This window comes from Thiomonas sp., from assembly GCF_034007205.1.
Classification (GTDB): domain Bacteria; phylum Pseudomonadota; class Gammaproteobacteria; order Burkholderiales; family Burkholderiaceae_C; genus Thiomonas.
The window spans coordinates 128,339-142,696 of record NZ_JAVERI010000001.1 but is presented as its reverse complement, the minus strand read 5'-3'; the positions used below and the strand labels follow the sequence as shown (position 1 = coordinate 142,696).

Here is a 14,358-nt window from a genome sequence, read left to right as displayed (position 1 = left end):
TGTCCATACTCAAATCGACGTTCGCCTGATGCGGCGACAGGGTGTTTTTATGACATCGGTCAAGGCGCCGGTCTGGTTCTTGGATCACGAATCGCGGCACTCCCCACCCCAGCCCTCCCCACTTGCTGGGGGAGGTCGGGAGGGCGCGTCCTTGAGGCGGCTGGGCGGCATAGGGTGTCCTTGGCGCGCGAACCCTCACCCCAACCCTCTCCCGGAGGGAGAGGGGGCGATCTCACCTCCCCTACTTGCTGGGGAAGGTCGGGAGGGGCATCCGAAGGAGGCGCGAAGCGCTGTTCTCACCTCCCCCACTTGCTGGGGGAGGTTGGGAGGGGGTTACACCGGCGTGAGGCGGGCGATGTTCAGTGCCAGCCACTTGGCGCCGTGGCGCTTGAAACTGACCTGGGCGCGAGCGTCCTCGCCCTCGCCTTCCAGACTGAGCACCACGCCTTCGCCGAACTTGTTGTGAAACACCCCCTGCCCGACCCGCAGGCCGTGCGGGTTCTTATGCTCACGCCTGACCGCGGGCGGTGCGAAGGCGGGAACGGCGGTTTTTGGCGTGTCGCTCCATGCGCCGTGCGCGTCGGCGCCAAAGTGACTGCCCAAGCCCGGCTGTCCGGCGCTGAGCCATTTGAGCGATTCGGCCGGCAGCTCGTCGAAAAACCGGCTGCGCAGGTTGTAGCGCGTCTGGCCGTGGAGCATGCGAGTCTGCGCCAGGCTCAGATACAGCCGCTTGCGCGCGCGGGTGATGGCCACATACATCAAGCGACGCTCTTCTTCCACGCCGTCGGCCTCGTTCAGCGCGTTTTCGTGCGGGAACAGGCCCTCTTCCAGCCCGGTGACGAACACGGCGTCGAATTCCAGCCCCTTGGCGGCATGGATGGTCATCATCTGGATGGCGTCCCGCCCGTTCTGCGCCTGGTTGTCGCCGGCTTCGAGCGCAGCATGGGTGAGAAAGGCGGTCAGCGGCGAGAGGGTTTCGCCGGTGGCGGGGTCGATGCCCCCATCGCCTGCGCCCAGCGCACGCCGCTCTTGCGCAGTGGCTTGCAGACCGAAGCCTTCCTGCATGACGAAGGCGGCAGCGGCGTTGACCAGCTCTTCGAGGTTTTCCAGCCGCTCCTGTCCGTCGCGTTCCTCGCGGTAGTGGGCGCTCAGGCCGCTGGCTTCGAGCACATGGCGCACCAGATCGGGCAGGCTCATCGCGGCGGTCTGAAAACGCATCTGCGCCACGATGTCGAGAAAAGCCTGCAGGCTGGCGGCGCCGCGCCCGCCGAGGGCGTCCACGGCTGCGCACAGCGGCGTGGCGCGCGCGCGGGCGGCGTCCTGCAACTGCTCCAGGGTGCGCGCGCCGATGCCGCGCGCCGGGAAGTTGACCACGCGCAGGAAGGCGGTGTCGTCCTGCGGGTTGTCGAGCAGGCGCAGGTAGGCCAGCGCGTGCTTGACTTCGGCGCGTTCGAAAAACCGCAGACCGCCGTACACGCGGTAAGGCAACCCGGCGTTGAACAGCGCCCCTTCGATCACCCGCGACAGCGCGCCCACGCGATACAGCACGGCAATCTCGCTGTGCGCCAGCCCCTCGCGCAGCAGTTGGCGGATTTGCTCGATCAGCCACTGGGCTTCGGCATGGTCGCTCGACGCCTCGAACACCCGCACCGGCTCGCCCGCGCCCGCTTCGGTGCGCAGGTTCTTGCCCAGGCGGCGCGCGTTGTGGGCGATCAGGGTATTGGCGCTGTCGAGAATGTGGCCATGCGAGCGGTAATTGCGCTCCAGCTTGATGAGGTGGCGCACATGGAACTCGCGCTGGTAGTCGTCCATATTGCCGGCATGCGCGCCGCGAAAGGCGTAGATGCTCTGGTCGTCGTCGCCCACGGCGAACACGCTGCTGCCCTGCGCATCTTCCGGTCCAGCGAGCAGCTTGAGCCACTGGTACTGCAGGCGGTTGGTGTCCTGGAATTCGTCCACCAGAATGTGGCGAAAGCGCTGGCGGTAATGCGCGCGGATGGCGGCGTTGTCGCGCAGAATCTCGTAGGAACGCAGCAACAGCTCGGCAAAATCGGCCGTGCCCTCGCGCGTGCATTGCGCTTCAAAGGCCAGATAGATCTCGGCCAATTGTCGGCTTTGCGGATCGCGCGCCTGCACATCGCCCGGACGCAGCCCCTGCTCCTTGGCGCCGTTGATGAACCATTGCACCTGCTTGGGCGGATGGCGCTCCTCGTCCACGTTCAGCGCCTTGAGCAGTCGCTTGATGCTGGAGAGCTGATCCTGCACGTCCAGAATCTGAAAGGTCTGCGGCAGCCCGGCCTCGCGCCAGTGCGCGCGCAGAAAGCGGTTGCACAGCCCGTGAAAAGTGCCGATCCACATGCCCCGCACCGGGATGGAAATCTGGGCAGACAGGCGCGCCATCATTTCCTTGGCCGCCTTGTTGGTGAAGGTCACCGCCAGAATGCCCGCGGGCGTGACCTGCCCGGTGGAAATCAGCCAGGCGATGCGCGTGGTGAGCACCCGGGTCTTGCCGCTGCCGGCGCCGGCGAGGATCAGGGCATTCTCCGCAGACAGGGTGACGGCGGCGTGCTGCTCGGGGTTGAGGTGGTGCAGAAGGGTGGACATGGAGGGATTTTAAGGAACAGGCCCTAAACTCGCTTCACGTTTTCAGGGCGGGGTGAAACTCCCCACCGGCGGTAAGCGGCACAGCGCAGTGTTTCATACTGCACTTGCTGCGAGCCCGCGAGCGCCCGGTTTCCGGGGTCAGCAGATCTGGTGCGATGCCAGAGCCGACGGTCACAGTCCGGATGAAAGAAGACGAACACGCCATTGCCGCACAGGGGTAAGCCGATGTGCGACGTTGGCGTGCGCCTTGAAACGTTCCCGTCCAACTGCAAAGGAGCGTTTCCATGAAATCCCATTCCACCCAGTTTCCCTCGTCCCATGAGGGCTCATCCTTGCACCAACGTGTCGAGGCGGCCCTGGCCAGCTTGCTCCGCTGGCAGTGGTTTGACAGTCATCTGTGCAAGGCGGCAATCCGGGCCGCGTTGCCGACAGCATCAAATCCTTGAGGTCGCCCCAAGCCCGACAGTCTCTGTCGATGGCGACCATGATGTCTAGAATGAATCACCGGGCTGCAAATATCCTGCTGCCCGGTTTTTTGTGCGCGCGGCAAACACGCGCCCGTTCTGGAGACCGTGATGGACATCTTCGACTACGACAACATTCTGCTGTTGCCGCGCAAATGCCGGGTGGAGAGCCGCAGCCAGTGCGATCCGTCGACCGAGTTCGGCGGGCGGCGCTTTCGCCTGCCGGTGGTGCCGGCCAATATGAAGACCGTGGTGGATGCCCCCATCTGCCGCTGGCTCGCGGCCAACGGCTATTTCTATGTGATGCACCGTTTCGACGTGGATGTCGCCGCCTTCGCCCGGCAGATGCGCGACGCCGATCTGTTCGTCTCCATTTCGCTGGGCGTCAAGGCGGATGACCAGGCGGTCGTCGACCAGCTCGCCGCCGAGGGCACCGGCGCCGACTACATCACCATCGACATCGCCCACGGTCACGCCGAAAGCGTGCAGCGCATGATCGCGCACATCAAGCACAGGCTGCCGCAGGCCTTCGTCGTCGCCGGCAATATCGGCACCCCCGAGGCGGTGATCGACCTCGAAGCCTGGGGCGCCGATGCCACCAAGGTGGGCATCGGCCCGGGCAAGGTGTGCATCACCCGCATGAAAACCGGTTTCGGCACCGGCGGGTGGCAGCTCTCGGCGCTGAAGTGGTGCGCGAGAGTGGCGACCAAGCCCATCATCGCAGACGGCGGCATCCGCGAACATGGCGACATCGCCAAGAGCGTGCGCTTCGGCGCCAGCATGGTGATGATCGGCTCGATGCTGGCCGGGCATGAAGAATCGCCAGGAAAGATCGTGGAAGTCGATGGTCAGTTGTTCAAGGAGTATTACGGCAGCGCCTCCGAGTTCAACAAGGGCGCCTACCGCAATGTCGAGGGCAGGCGCATTCTGGAGCCGCTCAAGGGTCGGCTGGCCGATACCCTGCGCGAAATGGAAGAGGATCTGCAAAGCTCGATTTCCTACGCGGGCGGCGTCAACCTCACCGACATCCGCAAGGTCAACTACATCATCCTCGGCCAGAACAATGCCGGCGAGCATGTGCTGATGTAAGGCGCATGCAGGGGGCTGGGGATAGCATCTGCCACGAGCTCTCCGCGCCTCCATGCCACCCCTCCAATCCCCCCTCCCGACCGCCAGTAATGGTCAACGCCTGCGCGTGCTGTTCGCCGGCATCTGCGCGCTCATCCTCACCGTCGGTCTGGCGCGCTTTGCCTACACCCCCATGCTGCCCATCATGCGCCGCGAGGCCGGGCTCACCGATCTGGCTGCGGGCTGGCTGGCGACCTTCAACTACGCCGGCTACATCACCGGCGCGCTGCTTGCTGCCGCAGTGGGCAGCCTGCGGCAGAAGTTCGTGATGTACCGCATCGGGCTGGTGCTCGCCGTGGCGACGACCGCGGCGCTGGGCCTGACCGACAACGTCGCCGCCTGGGCGGTGCTGCGCTTTCTCTCCGGGCTGTCGAGCACGGCGGGATTGCTGCTGGCCTCGGGTCTGGCGCTGAACTGGCTGATCCGCAACGGCCACCGCCCCGAGCTGGGACTGCATTTCACCGGATTGGGGCTGGGCATCGTGGTCTCCGGGTTGGCCGTGGGCGCCATGATGAACCACCTGAACTGGGCGCAGCAATGGATGGGGCTGGGGCTGCTCGGTCTGGTGTTTTTCGTGCCCGCCTGGTTCTGGCTGCCCGCGCCGGCCAAGCCCGTAGCCCTGGGCGCTGGCGCGGCGCGAACCCATGCCGCCGCCCCGCCCTCGCGCCGCTGGATGGCCTTGCTCGTCGCCGTGTATTTCTGCGCCGGCTTCGGCTATGTGATCAGCGCCACCTTCATCGTCGCCATCCTGGTCAAACTGCCGCTGCTGGCCAGCCTCGGCGGCTGGGTCTGGGTGATCGTCGGTCTGGCCGCGGCGCCGTCGAGCTTTGTCTGGGATCGTCTGGCGCGGCGGCTGGGCGACATCCAGGCGCTGCTGCTGGCGTTCGGGTTGGAGGTCGTGTCCATCGTCCTGCCCGCGATGACCGCCGATGTATCGCTGAATCTGCTCGGCGCGGTGCTGTACGGCGGCACCTTCGTGGGCATCGTCAGCCTGACGCTGACCCTGATCGGCCGCAGCTTTCCCGACAATCCGGCCAAGGCCATGGCCGGGCTGACGCTGAGCTACGGCGTGGCGCAGATCGTCGCCCCGGCGATGGCCGGCGCGATGGCGGCGCACACGGGAAGCTACCGCGGGGCGCTTTTCATCACCGCTGCGGTCATGCTCGCGGGAATGGGTCTGCTCGGGGTGATGCTGCGCGACGCGGCACGACAGGCACCGGCGCGCTGATCAGGCTGCAGCCAGCAGCGCGCGCATGTACTGCGCGGTGCCCTCTTGCACCGTGGCGAAGTGATGCGTGCAGCCCGCCGCGCGCAGATGGCTGAGATCGGCCTGGGTGTGGCATTGGTATTTGCCCACCAGCGCTTCGGGAAAGGGAATGTAGGCGATCTCACCGCTTTGCACCAGTTCCTCCAGACTCAGGGGCTGTCGCCCCGCTTCCAGCCGCAGGGTGTTGACCACGGCCTGCGCCACGTCGTTGAAGGGCTGCGCGCGGCCCGATCCCAGGTTGAAAATGCCGCTCCTGCCCGGATGGTCGAAGAACCAGAGGTTGACGGCGACGACATCGTCGATCCAGACAAAGTCGCGCTGCTGCTGCCCCGGGCCATAGCCGCCGTATTCGCCGAACAACTTCACCTGGCCGTGCTCGCGGTACTGGTTGAAGTGATGAAACGCCACCGAGGCCATGCGTCCCTTATGCTGTTCGCGCGGGCCGTAGACGTTGAAATAGCGAAAGCCCACGATCTGTGTGGCAGCGTGCGGCAGCACGCGCCGCACCACCTGGTCGAACAGCAGCTTGGAATAGCCATAGACGTTGAGCGGGCGCTCGAACTCGGGCGACTCGCGAAACTCGTGGCCTGCGCCATAGGTGGCGGCGCTGGAGGCGTAGAGCAGGCGCACGCCCTGCTTCTGTCCGGCGTCGAGCAGGATCTTGCTCGCCCGGTAGTTGTTGTCGAGCATGTAGCGGCCATCGTGTTCCATGGTGTCGGAGCAGGCGCCCTCGTGAAACACCGCCTCGACCTTGCCGTAATGCCCGCGGGCGAACTGTTCGAAAAACACCGTCTTGTCGATGTAGTCGCAAATCTGCAGGTCCACCAGGTTGCGGAACTTGTCACCGCGGGTGAGGTTGTCCACCGCGATGATGTCGGTGACGCCGCGGGCGTTGAGCCCCTTGACCAGGTTGCTGCCGATGAAACCGGCCGCGCCGGTGACGATGACTCTCATGTCGTTCCCCAGAGTTCCCTCGGCGTCACGCTGGCGGTGCCGAGCTTGCCGACGACGATGCCGGCGGCGCGGTTGGCGGTGCGCACCGCGTCTTCCATCGGAAATCCCGCGCCGAGCATGACGGCCGCGGTGGCGATCACGGTATCGCCGGCGCCAGAGACGTCATACACCTCCTTGGCCTCGGTGGGAATATGCAGTTCACCGGCCTCGGTATAGAGGCTCATGCCTTCTTCCGAGCGGGTGAGCAGCAGCGCCTTGAGGCTGAGTTTCCTGCGCAGGCCCTGCGCCTTGGCGGTCAGTTCCTCTTCGCTGCTCCAGTCGCCCACCACCTGCGCCAGCTCGGCGCGGTTGGGCGTGATCAGGGTGGCGCCGGCGTAGCGGCTGTAGTCGCGTCCCTTGGGATCGACCAGAATGGTCTTGCCGCGGGTGCGCGCCAGATTCATCATCTGTTCGAGGTGTTCCAGCCCGCCCTTGCCGTAGTCGGACAGCAGCACCACGTCGTGGAAATCGAGTTCCTGCTCATAGCGCTCCAGCATCGCGGCGAGCACTTCGTGGTCGGGCTTGTGCTCGAAGTCCAGGCGCAGGAGTTGCTGCTGGCGCGACACCACGCGCAGCTTGACCGTGGTCTTGAGCGTGGGGTCCTGCCGCATGGCGTTGCGAATCGGCGTGTCGACCAGCAGCGTGGCCAGCTTGCGCCCCGGCTCGTCGGCGCCCACGACCGACATCAGCGTGGCCTGCGCGCCGAGCACGGCGGCGTTGAGCGCCACGTTGGCCGCGCCGCCGACGCGGTCTTCGTCGCGCTGCACGCGCACCACGGGCACCGGCGCTTCGGGAGAAATGCGGTCGACGGCGCCGAACCAGTAGCGGTCGAGCATGACGTCACCGACGATGAGCACGCGGGATTGGGCGAGTTGTTCTGCGTTCATGATCCGAGAAGAGAGAGTTCTTCCAGGCGGCGCGGCGGGTAGGTCTCCCAGCCCTGGCAGCCTGGACAGTGCCAGAAATAATGTCGCGCTTCAAACCCGCAGGCCGCGCAGCGGTAGCGCTGGCGGCTGCGCAGGGCATTGTCCACCGCGCCCTGCATCGCAGCCGCCGCTTCGGGCACGGCCGCGCCGGGCGTGGGGTGTTCGAGCACGCGCTTGAGCGCCAGCAGGCTGCGGTGCGACTGCAGATAGTCCTGCGCGTACCGTGCTTGTGAAGCGGGATCGGGATCGAGCAGCAGCACGGCGTCGAGCAGGTCGATGGCCGGCGTCTGCTGCAGGCGCTGACGCAGCCACGCCAGCCCTTCGTCCACCTGCCCGAGCTGCTGGCGCAGTTGCGCGATCTGCGCCGCCGCCAGCGCGACGAATTCGGGCTGCACCAGATCGATGGATTCCAATGTCTTCAAGGCCAGCGCCAGCTCGCCGCGCTGCTGCGCCCATTGCGCGCGCAGCATGCGCGGACGCACGCCCTGCGGCGCGGCCTGCAGCGCGCTATCGAGCGCCTGCTCGGCCTGCTGCGCCCTCCCGGCGGCGTGGTGCTGCAGCGCCAGTTCGCACCAATACTGCGCGATCTGCCGCTGATAGGCGCCTGCCGCGCGCTGCTCCAGTTCGCTGGCGCGGGCGATGGCCCGGTTCCAGTCCTGCGTACGCTCGCTGATCTGCAGCAGCGCCGTCAGCGCCTGCGAGGCGTAGGCGCTGCGGCGCAGGTCTTCGTAGGCGGATTCGGCGCGGTCGAGCAGCCCGGCCTTGAAAAAGTCCTGCGCCAGCGCGAGTTGCGCGCGCTCGCGCGACTCGCGCGGCAGATCGGCGCGCGAAAGCAGGTTCTGGTGCACGCGCACGGCGCGCTCGTATTCGCCGCGGCGGCGAAACAGATTGCCCAGAGCGAAGTGCAGATCGACGGTGTCGGGATCGGCGGTCATGGCTTCGATGAAGGCGTCGATGGCCTTGTCCTGCTGCTCGTTGAGCAGGTGGTTCAGCCCGCGGTAATACGCCTGCGGCGCGTCGCGCCGCAGCGCGCGCTCCTTGCCGATCTGCCGCAGGTCCACGCGCGAGGCCAGCCACCCCAGCGCGAACATCAGGGGCAGGACGAGCAGCAACCAGAGATCAAACTCCATCGATGGGCCTGTCGATCGGATGCTGCGGGAATTCGGCCGGGGCTTTGGCCGTCGCTGCAGGCAGCCCGGACAGGGGCTCATTCTCGCGCGCCGCTCGGCCCTGCCTGCGGTGCCGCATCCACGAGGGCAGCAGCGCCAGCACGCCCAGCACCGCCCCCAGCGCGAACACCACCAGCAGCAGCACGATCATCGGCGCGCGCCACTGGGCGCCGAACAGCAGGTGCAGGGTGACGGGCTCCAGATTGTTCAGCGCCAGGCCGAACAGGAGCAGAAACACGATCAGCCGCAAAAACCAGCTCAGGATGCGCATGGGATGAAAACCGAAACAGGCAATCCGACAAGCATATTGCATTCCCTGCGGCGCACGGCCAGGAGCCTGTCGGGCTTGGGGCGCGGAAGGCGAAAATGGGCGGTGGGGATGCCATGTGGCGGCGGGTTTGCAGCCCCATAGCCGAAGCTATGGGGCAAAAAGACGCTGACGCAGGGCGCCGCACCGTCCATTTGCAGCCCGCGATCCTCAAGTCCGACAGGCTCCTAGACCTTGTGAAAAACTCCGGGTGGACAATAGCCGCCATCTTCAGCCGTCATCCCGCAACCATGCCGCACCGTCCCCACGCCCTGCATTGCCCCGCCCCGACCGCCAGCGCCGTGTTCACCGACCCGCAAGCCGCGCTCGGACAGGTGCAGGCCCTCTACACCGCCGCCATTGCGCACCTGCGCGACAGGCTGGCCGAATTCATCGCCGGAACCTTGCCGCCGGGTCGGGTGCGCGCCTGCTATCCGGTGGTGCGGGTGCGCATCGACAGCGTGGTGCGCCCCGATTCGCGCCTGGCCTATGGCTTCGTCGCCGCCCCCGGCGTGTACGAAACCTCGCTGACCCGGCCCGACCTGTTCGCCGACTACCTGCGCACCCAGTTCCAGTTGCTGCTGGACAACCACGGGGTGGCGCTGGAGATCGGCGTGGGCGAGCAGCCGATTGCGCTGCACTTCGGCTTTGCCGGTCAATCGCATGTGGAAGGCCATCTCGGCCCGGAGCAGCGCAGGCAGTTGCGCGATGTTTTCGATCTGCCCGATCTGGCCGCGATGGACGACGGCATCGCCAACGGCACGCACGAAACCCCGGACGGCCAGCCCCTGCCGCTGGCCCTGTTCACCGCGCCGCGCATCGATTACTCGCTGCACCGCCTGCAACATTACACCGGCACGGCGCCCGAGCATTTCCAGAATTTCGTGCTGTTCACCAATTACCAGTTCTATGTCGATGAGTTCGTGCGCATGGCGCATGCGTTGATGAATCAGCCCGCCGGGACCGTCCCCGAAGACGACGAAGCGCCCTACACCGCCTTCGTCGAACCCGGCAACGTCATCACCCACCGGGCCAGCGCGCAGCGCCCGGCGCACACCACGGGCCAGGCCTCGACCCGCCTGCCGCAGATGCCGGCCTATCACCTCATCCTGCCCGATCGCAGCGGCATCACCCTGGTCAACATCGGCGTCGGCCCGGCCAATGCGAAGAACATCACCGATCACATCGCCGTGCTGCGGCCGCACGCCTGGATCATGCTCGGCCACTGCGCCGGGCTGCGCAACTCGCAGCGTCTGGGCGACTATGTGCTGGCGCACGGCTATGTGCGCGAAGACCATGTGCTCGACGAAGAATTGCCGCTGTGGGTGCCCATACCGCCGCTGGCCGAGGTGCAGCAGGCGCTCGAAGGCGCCGTCGCCGACATCACCCAGTTGCATGGCTACGAGCTCAAGCGCGTGATGCGCACCGGCACCGTGGCCAGCACCGACAACCGCAACTGGGAGCTGCTGCCCTACCCCGGGCCGGACCGGCGCTTCAGCCAGAGCCGGGCGATTGCGCTCGACATGGAAAGCGCCACCGTGGCGGCCAACGGCTTTCGTTTCCGCGTGCCCTACGGCACGCTGCTGTGCGTGAGCGACAAGCCGCTGCACGGCGAGCTCAAGCTGCCGGGCATGGCCGACCGGTTCTATCGCCAGCAGGTGGAGCAGCATCTGCGCATCGGCCTGCGCGCCATCGCGCGGCTGCGTCAGCAGACCATGGGACGGCTGCACAGCCGCAAGCTGCGCAGCTTCGACGAAGTCGCGTTTCAGTAGTCGTTTTAAGCGGTGTAGCGCACCTGATGCGCGTCCGCCTGGGGCCGTGGCTGGATCTCGCCGATGATCCATCCCGTTTCGCCCTCGGCACGCAAGGTGGCGAGCACGGCTTCGGCCTGATCGGCAGCCGCCACCAGCACGAAACCCACGCCGCAATTGAAGGTGCGGCGCATCTCGGCGTCGTCCATGCCGCCTTCGCGCTGCAGCCAAGCAAACAACTCCGTCTGCCCCCAGGCGGAGGGATCGAGCACACACTGCACGCCCTCGGGCAGCACGCGCGGAATGTTCTCGCTCAGCCCCCCGCCGGTGATGTGCGCCATGCCCTTGATGCTGTGCTGCGCCAGCGCCTTGAGCACGGGTTTGCAGTAGATGCGCGTGGGCGCCATCACCGCGCTGCGGAAATCCTGTCCGTCCAGCGTTTGCGGCAACTCACCCGGCGCGGTGCGGGCGATGATCTTGCGCACCAGCGAATAGCCGTTGGAATGCGCGCCGCTCGACGCCAGGCCGATGACACGGTCGCCCGGCTCGATGCTGCGGCCGTCGATGATGCCGCTTTTCTCCACCGCGCCGACGGCGAATCCCGCCAGGTCGTATTCGCCTTGCGGGTACATGCCCGGCATTTCCGCCGTCTCGCCACCGATCAGCGCGCAACCGGCCTGCTCACAGCCGCGCGCCACGCCGCCGATCACCTGCGTGGCGGTCTGCACAGCCAGCTTGCCGCATGCGAAATAGTCGAGAAAGAACAGCGGCTCGGCGCCCTGCACCAGCACGTCGTTGACGCTCATCGCCACCAGATCGATGCCCACGGTGTCGTGCCGGTCCCACTCGAACGCCAGCTTGAGCTTGGTGCCCACGCCATCCGTGCCCGACACCAGCACCGGTTCGCGGTAGCGCCGGGGCAGCTCGAACAGCGCCCCGAAGCCGCCGATGCCCGCGAGCACGCCGTCGCGCAGGGTGCGCCGGGCCAGGGGCTTGATCGCATCGACCAGCGCGTCTCCGGCGTCGATGTCCACACCGGCGTCGCGATAGGTCAGGGGAGTTTTTTGCATGATGGGCAGGCGAGGAGGGAACGGGACGCGCGGGGTGTTCGCAACCCCGTCGCATCGAGCCGGCGGCGCGGCGATACCCGCCCGCATAAAATGACAAGGCGGTGATTTTATCGAGTGTGCATCCGCACCTGCTGCATCGCCCCCGACGCTCCGACCACCCCCATGCTCCTGACCCCTCCCGTCAAGAATGCCCTCGTCTGGCTGGGCATCGGCCTCGTTGCGCTCTGGCTCATCTGGCTGCTCGGCAGCATTCTGATGCCCTTTCTCGTCGGTCTGACGCTGGCCTACGTGCTGCATCCGCTGGTCGAGCGCATGAAGCGGCGCCACATTCCGCGCGCGCTCGGCGCTGCGGTGGCGATCACTCTGGCCGTCGGCCTGTTCGTCGGTCTGTTTCTCTTGCTGGTGCCCGTGGTCACGGAGATCGTGCCGCTGATCCGCGAAAAATTCCCGCTGCTGCTCCAGACCATCATCGATTGGGGCACCCCGCTGCTGGCGCGCTTCGACATTCATGTGAAGTTCGACACCGCCAGCATGCAGCAGACCCTGGCGAAATATCTGTCGGCTCATGGTGAAGACTGGGCCGGGATGCTGCTGCGCTCGGCTGGCACCGGCGGCATGAGCCTGCTGGTGCTGCTGGGCAACCTCACGCTGATCCCCGTCGTGGCCTTCTACCTGCTGCTCGACTGGAAACCCACCCTGGTACGGGTGCGCAGCCTGATCCCGCCGAAACACCGCGACGCCGTGCTGAGCTTCTTTCACGACTGCGACGTCATCCTCGGCCAATACCTGCGCGGGCAGTTGCTGGTCATGCTCATCCTGGCGTTCTATTACTCCGCCGGACTGGTGATCGCCGGGTTCAACCTGGCGCTGCCCGTGGGCATTTTCACCGGGCTGGCGGTGTTCGTTCCCTATGTGGGTTTCGGACTGGGCCTGCTGCTGGCGCTGATCGCCGGGGCGCTGCAGTTTCTGAGCTGGTACGGGGTGATCGCCGTGGCCGTCGTGTACGGCATCGGCCAGTTCATCGAAAGCATGTACATCACGCCCAAGTTCGTCGGCGAGAGCATCGGCCTGCATCCGCTGCTGGTCATTTTCATACTGCTCGCCTTCGGCACCCTGTTCGGCTTCTGGGGCATTCTGCTGGCGCTGCCCGCCGGGTCGGTGCTGCTGGTCGTGGCGCGCCGCCTGCTGGCCTGGTACCGGCAGAGCGCGCTCTTCATCTGACCCATGAGCGAGACAATCGCGCGTCAGCAGATTCTGCCGCTGCAATGGCGGGACGAACGCAGCCTGGAGAATTTCGACCCCGGCGACCTGCCCGGCAACGTCCTGGCGCTGCAGGCCCTGCGCGATCTGTTGCAGCAACGCCGCCACACCGCGCTCTACCTTTGGGGCGAGACCGGCAGCGGCAAAAGCCATCTGCTCTGGGCCGCCTGCGATGCCCTGCGCAAGCAGGAACGCTGGGCCCTGCTGCTCACGCCGCAAACCCCGGCCTCGGCCTGGCCGGATGTCAACGACCTGCTCGCGCAGCAGCCCGGCGGCCTGCTGGCGGTGGACGATGCGCAGCAGCTTGCCGACTGGCAGCAGGACTGGCTGTTCGGGCTGTACAACGCCGCCCGCACTGCCGAGCTTGCCTTTCTCGCCTGCGGCAACGCCGCGCCCGCGGCGCTGCTGCTGCGGGCCGACCTGCGCACCCGCCTGGGCTGGGGGCTGGCGCTGCGTCTGACCGCGCCCGACGATGCCGTGCGCGAGCGCGTGCTGCAGCGCCTGGCACACGAGCGCGGGTACAGCCTCAGCCCCGAATTGCTGCACTACATGCTGACCCATCTCAGCCGTGACCTGTCGCGCCTGGCCGTGCTGATGGCCGCGCTCGACCGCTATGCTCTGTCTGCCCGGCGCCCGGCCACCGTGCCTCTGCTCAAATCGCTGCTGGCCGAACAGCCGCAACTGGCGCGCACGACGCCCGAATCGATTTGCGGCTGAAAGCGTTACCGAACCTGCCCTCTCCCCCATGCGCAAGCTCGCCCTGTTCGATCTCGACAACACCCTGATCCCCTTCGATTCCGACCACGCCTTCGGCCAATACGTCGCCGAACTGGGCTGGGTCGATGCCGAGCAGCACCGGCGGCAGAACGAAGCGTTCTATCGCCAGTACAAGGCGGGCACGCTCGATCTGGCCGCGTATCTGCGCTTCGCCCTGCAGCCCATCGCCGGGCGCGACCCAGGCGAGCTGCACACCGCGCATGCGGGCTTCATGCGCGACGTGGTATTGCCGCAGATGCAGCCCGCCGCGCAGCGGCTGGTCGAGCGCCACAAGGCCGAGGGCGACCTGTGCTGCATCGTCACCGCGACCAACACCTTCGTCACCCGCCCCATCGCCGACGCCTTCGGCGTCGAACACCTCATCGGCGTCGAACTCGAACGCGACGGCCAGGGCCGCTACACCGGCAACTGGGTGGGCACGCCCTCGTTCCGCGAAGGCAAGATCGTGCGCACCGAGCAATGGCTGGCCGCGCAGGGCCTGGGCTGGGGCGACTTCGATCAGATCTGGTTCTACAGCGACTCGATCAACGACCGCCCCCTGCTCGAACATGCCACCCACCCCGTGGTCGTCCATCCCGACCCCCTGCTGGCCGCCGTCGCCCAGGAAAAGGGCTGGCCCACACTCCAGTTGCTAAGATGAAA

General features: G+C 66.6%; 12 protein-coding genes and 1 riboswitch. Of the genes, 6 read left to right on the top strand and 6 right to left on the bottom strand.

Going from position 1 to position 14,358, the window contains the following annotated elements:
- Positions 1-333: 333 nt before the first annotated feature.
- Positions 334-2,604, bottom strand: a complete 2,271-nt coding sequence (locus tag RBR52_RS00680) for a UvrD-helicase domain-containing protein (RefSeq protein ID WP_320375251.1) — start codon at positions 2,602-2,604, stop codon at positions 334-336.
- 34 nt (positions 2,605-2,638) lie between these two features.
- A riboswitch (FMN riboswitch) is annotated at positions 2,639-2,802 on the top strand.
- A 377-nt stretch (positions 2,803-3,179) separates the two neighbouring features.
- Here RBR52_RS00680 and RBR52_RS00675 point away from each other — a divergent pair.
- Positions 3,180-4,157 (top strand): GMP reductase, encoded by a 978-nt coding sequence (locus RBR52_RS00675; protein ID WP_320375250.1) that lies wholly within the window; start codon positions 3,180-3,182, stop codon positions 4,155-4,157.
- A 52-nt stretch (positions 4,158-4,209) separates the two neighbouring features.
- A complete protein-coding gene (locus RBR52_RS00670) occupies positions 4,210-5,424 on the top strand; it encodes a YbfB/YjiJ family MFS transporter (protein WP_320375249.1) in 1,215 nt (404 codons plus the stop codon).
- Here RBR52_RS00670 and rfaD read toward each other — a convergent pair whose 3' ends face one another.
- From rfaD to RBR52_RS00650, 4 genes are read right to left on the bottom strand one after another with little or no spacing between them, the layout of a single operon-like run.
- The gene (gene rfaD, locus RBR52_RS00665) at positions 5,425-6,417 is read right to left on the bottom strand and encodes an ADP-glyceromanno-heptose 6-epimerase (protein ID WP_320375248.1); all 993 of its coding nucleotides are present in this window, start codon (positions 6,415-6,417) and stop codon (positions 5,425-5,427) included.
- Positions 6,414-7,343, bottom strand: a complete 930-nt coding sequence (rfaE1, locus tag RBR52_RS00660; protein WP_320375247.1) for a D-glycero-beta-D-manno-heptose-7-phosphate kinase — start codon at positions 7,341-7,343, stop codon at positions 6,414-6,416. Before rfaE1 ends, rfaD begins: the two co-directional genes overlap by 4 nt.
- A complete protein-coding gene (gene lapB, locus RBR52_RS00655) occupies positions 7,340-8,512 on the bottom strand; it encodes a lipopolysaccharide assembly protein LapB (protein ID WP_320375246.1) in 1,173 nt (390 codons plus the stop codon). The genes rfaE1 and lapB overlap by 4 nt, the downstream gene beginning before the upstream one ends.
- Positions 8,502-8,822 carry a LapA family protein gene (locus tag RBR52_RS00650; RefSeq protein WP_320375245.1) on the bottom strand — a complete coding sequence of 107 codons (321 nt, stop codon included), beginning with the start codon at positions 8,820-8,822 and terminating at the stop codon, positions 8,502-8,504. Before RBR52_RS00650 ends, lapB begins: the two co-directional genes overlap by 11 nt.
- A gap of 287 nt (positions 8,823-9,109) precedes the next feature.
- Between RBR52_RS00650 and RBR52_RS00645 the strand changes: the two genes are divergently transcribed.
- Positions 9,110-10,630 carry an AMP nucleosidase gene (locus RBR52_RS00645; protein WP_320375244.1) on the top strand — a complete coding sequence of 507 codons (1,521 nt, stop codon included), beginning with the start codon at positions 9,110-9,112 and terminating at the stop codon, positions 10,628-10,630.
- Between the two features lie 5 nt (positions 10,631-10,635).
- On the opposite strand, the gene purM is transcribed toward RBR52_RS00645, so the two are convergent.
- Entirely contained in the window at positions 10,636-11,679 is a 1,044-nt protein-coding gene (gene purM / locus RBR52_RS00640) for a phosphoribosylformylglycinamidine cyclo-ligase (protein ID WP_320375243.1), read from the bottom strand.
- A 162-nt stretch (positions 11,680-11,841) separates the two neighbouring features.
- Here purM and RBR52_RS00635 point away from each other — a divergent pair, with 162 nt between their 5' ends.
- The 3 genes from RBR52_RS00635 to RBR52_RS00625 are packed head-to-tail and all read left to right on the top strand — an operon-like array spanning position 11,842 to position 14,356.
- Positions 11,842-12,900 (top strand): AI-2E family transporter, encoded by a 1,059-nt coding sequence (locus RBR52_RS00635; protein ID WP_320375242.1) that lies wholly within the window; start codon positions 11,842-11,844, stop codon positions 12,898-12,900.
- A gap of 3 nt (positions 12,901-12,903) precedes the next feature.
- Entirely contained in the window at positions 12,904-13,656 is a 753-nt protein-coding gene (gene hda, locus RBR52_RS00630; RefSeq protein ID WP_320375241.1) for a DnaA regulatory inactivator Hda, read from the top strand.
- Positions 13,657-13,684: 28 nt separating this feature from the next.
- Entirely contained in the window at positions 13,685-14,356 is a 672-nt protein-coding gene (locus RBR52_RS00625; protein ID WP_320375240.1) for an HAD family hydrolase, read from the top strand.
- Positions 14,357-14,358 lie beyond the last annotated feature (2 nt).

Coding starts and splice junctions, on each gene's coding strand:
- rfaD (WP_320375248.1), bottom strand. CDS start 6,417: ATGAGAGTCATCGTCACCGGCGCGGCCGGTTTCATCGGCAGCAACCTG.
- RBR52_RS00670 (WP_320375249.1), top strand. CDS start 4,210: ATGCCACCCCTCCAATCCCCCCTCCCGACCGCCAGTAATGGTCAACGC.
- RBR52_RS00625 (WP_320375240.1), top strand. CDS start 13,685: ATGCGCAAGCTCGCCCTGTTCGATCTCGACAACACCCTGATCCCCTTC.
- RBR52_RS00675 (WP_320375250.1), top strand. CDS start 3,180: ATGGACATCTTCGACTACGACAACATTCTGCTGTTGCCGCGCAAATGC.
- RBR52_RS00680 (WP_320375251.1), bottom strand. CDS start 2,604: ATGTCCACCCTTCTGCACCACCTCAACCCCGAGCAGCACGCCGCCGTC.
- RBR52_RS00650 (WP_320375245.1), bottom strand. CDS start 8,822: ATGCGCATCCTGAGCTGGTTTTTGCGGCTGATCGTGTTTCTGCTCCTG.
- RBR52_RS00645 (WP_320375244.1), top strand. CDS start 9,110: ATGCCGCACCGTCCCCACGCCCTGCATTGCCCCGCCCCGACCGCCAGC.
- hda (WP_320375241.1), top strand. CDS start 12,904: ATGAGCGAGACAATCGCGCGTCAGCAGATTCTGCCGCTGCAATGGCGG.
- rfaE1 (WP_320375247.1), bottom strand. CDS start 7,343: ATGAACGCAGAACAACTCGCCCAATCCCGCGTGCTCATCGTCGGTGAC.
- purM (WP_320375243.1), bottom strand. CDS start 11,679: ATGCAAAAAACTCCCCTGACCTATCGCGACGCCGGTGTGGACATCGAC.
- RBR52_RS00635 (WP_320375242.1), top strand. CDS start 11,842: ATGCTCCTGACCCCTCCCGTCAAGAATGCCCTCGTCTGGCTGGGCATC.
- lapB (WP_320375246.1), bottom strand. CDS start 8,512: ATGGAGTTTGATCTCTGGTTGCTGCTCGTCCTGCCCCTGATGTTCGCG.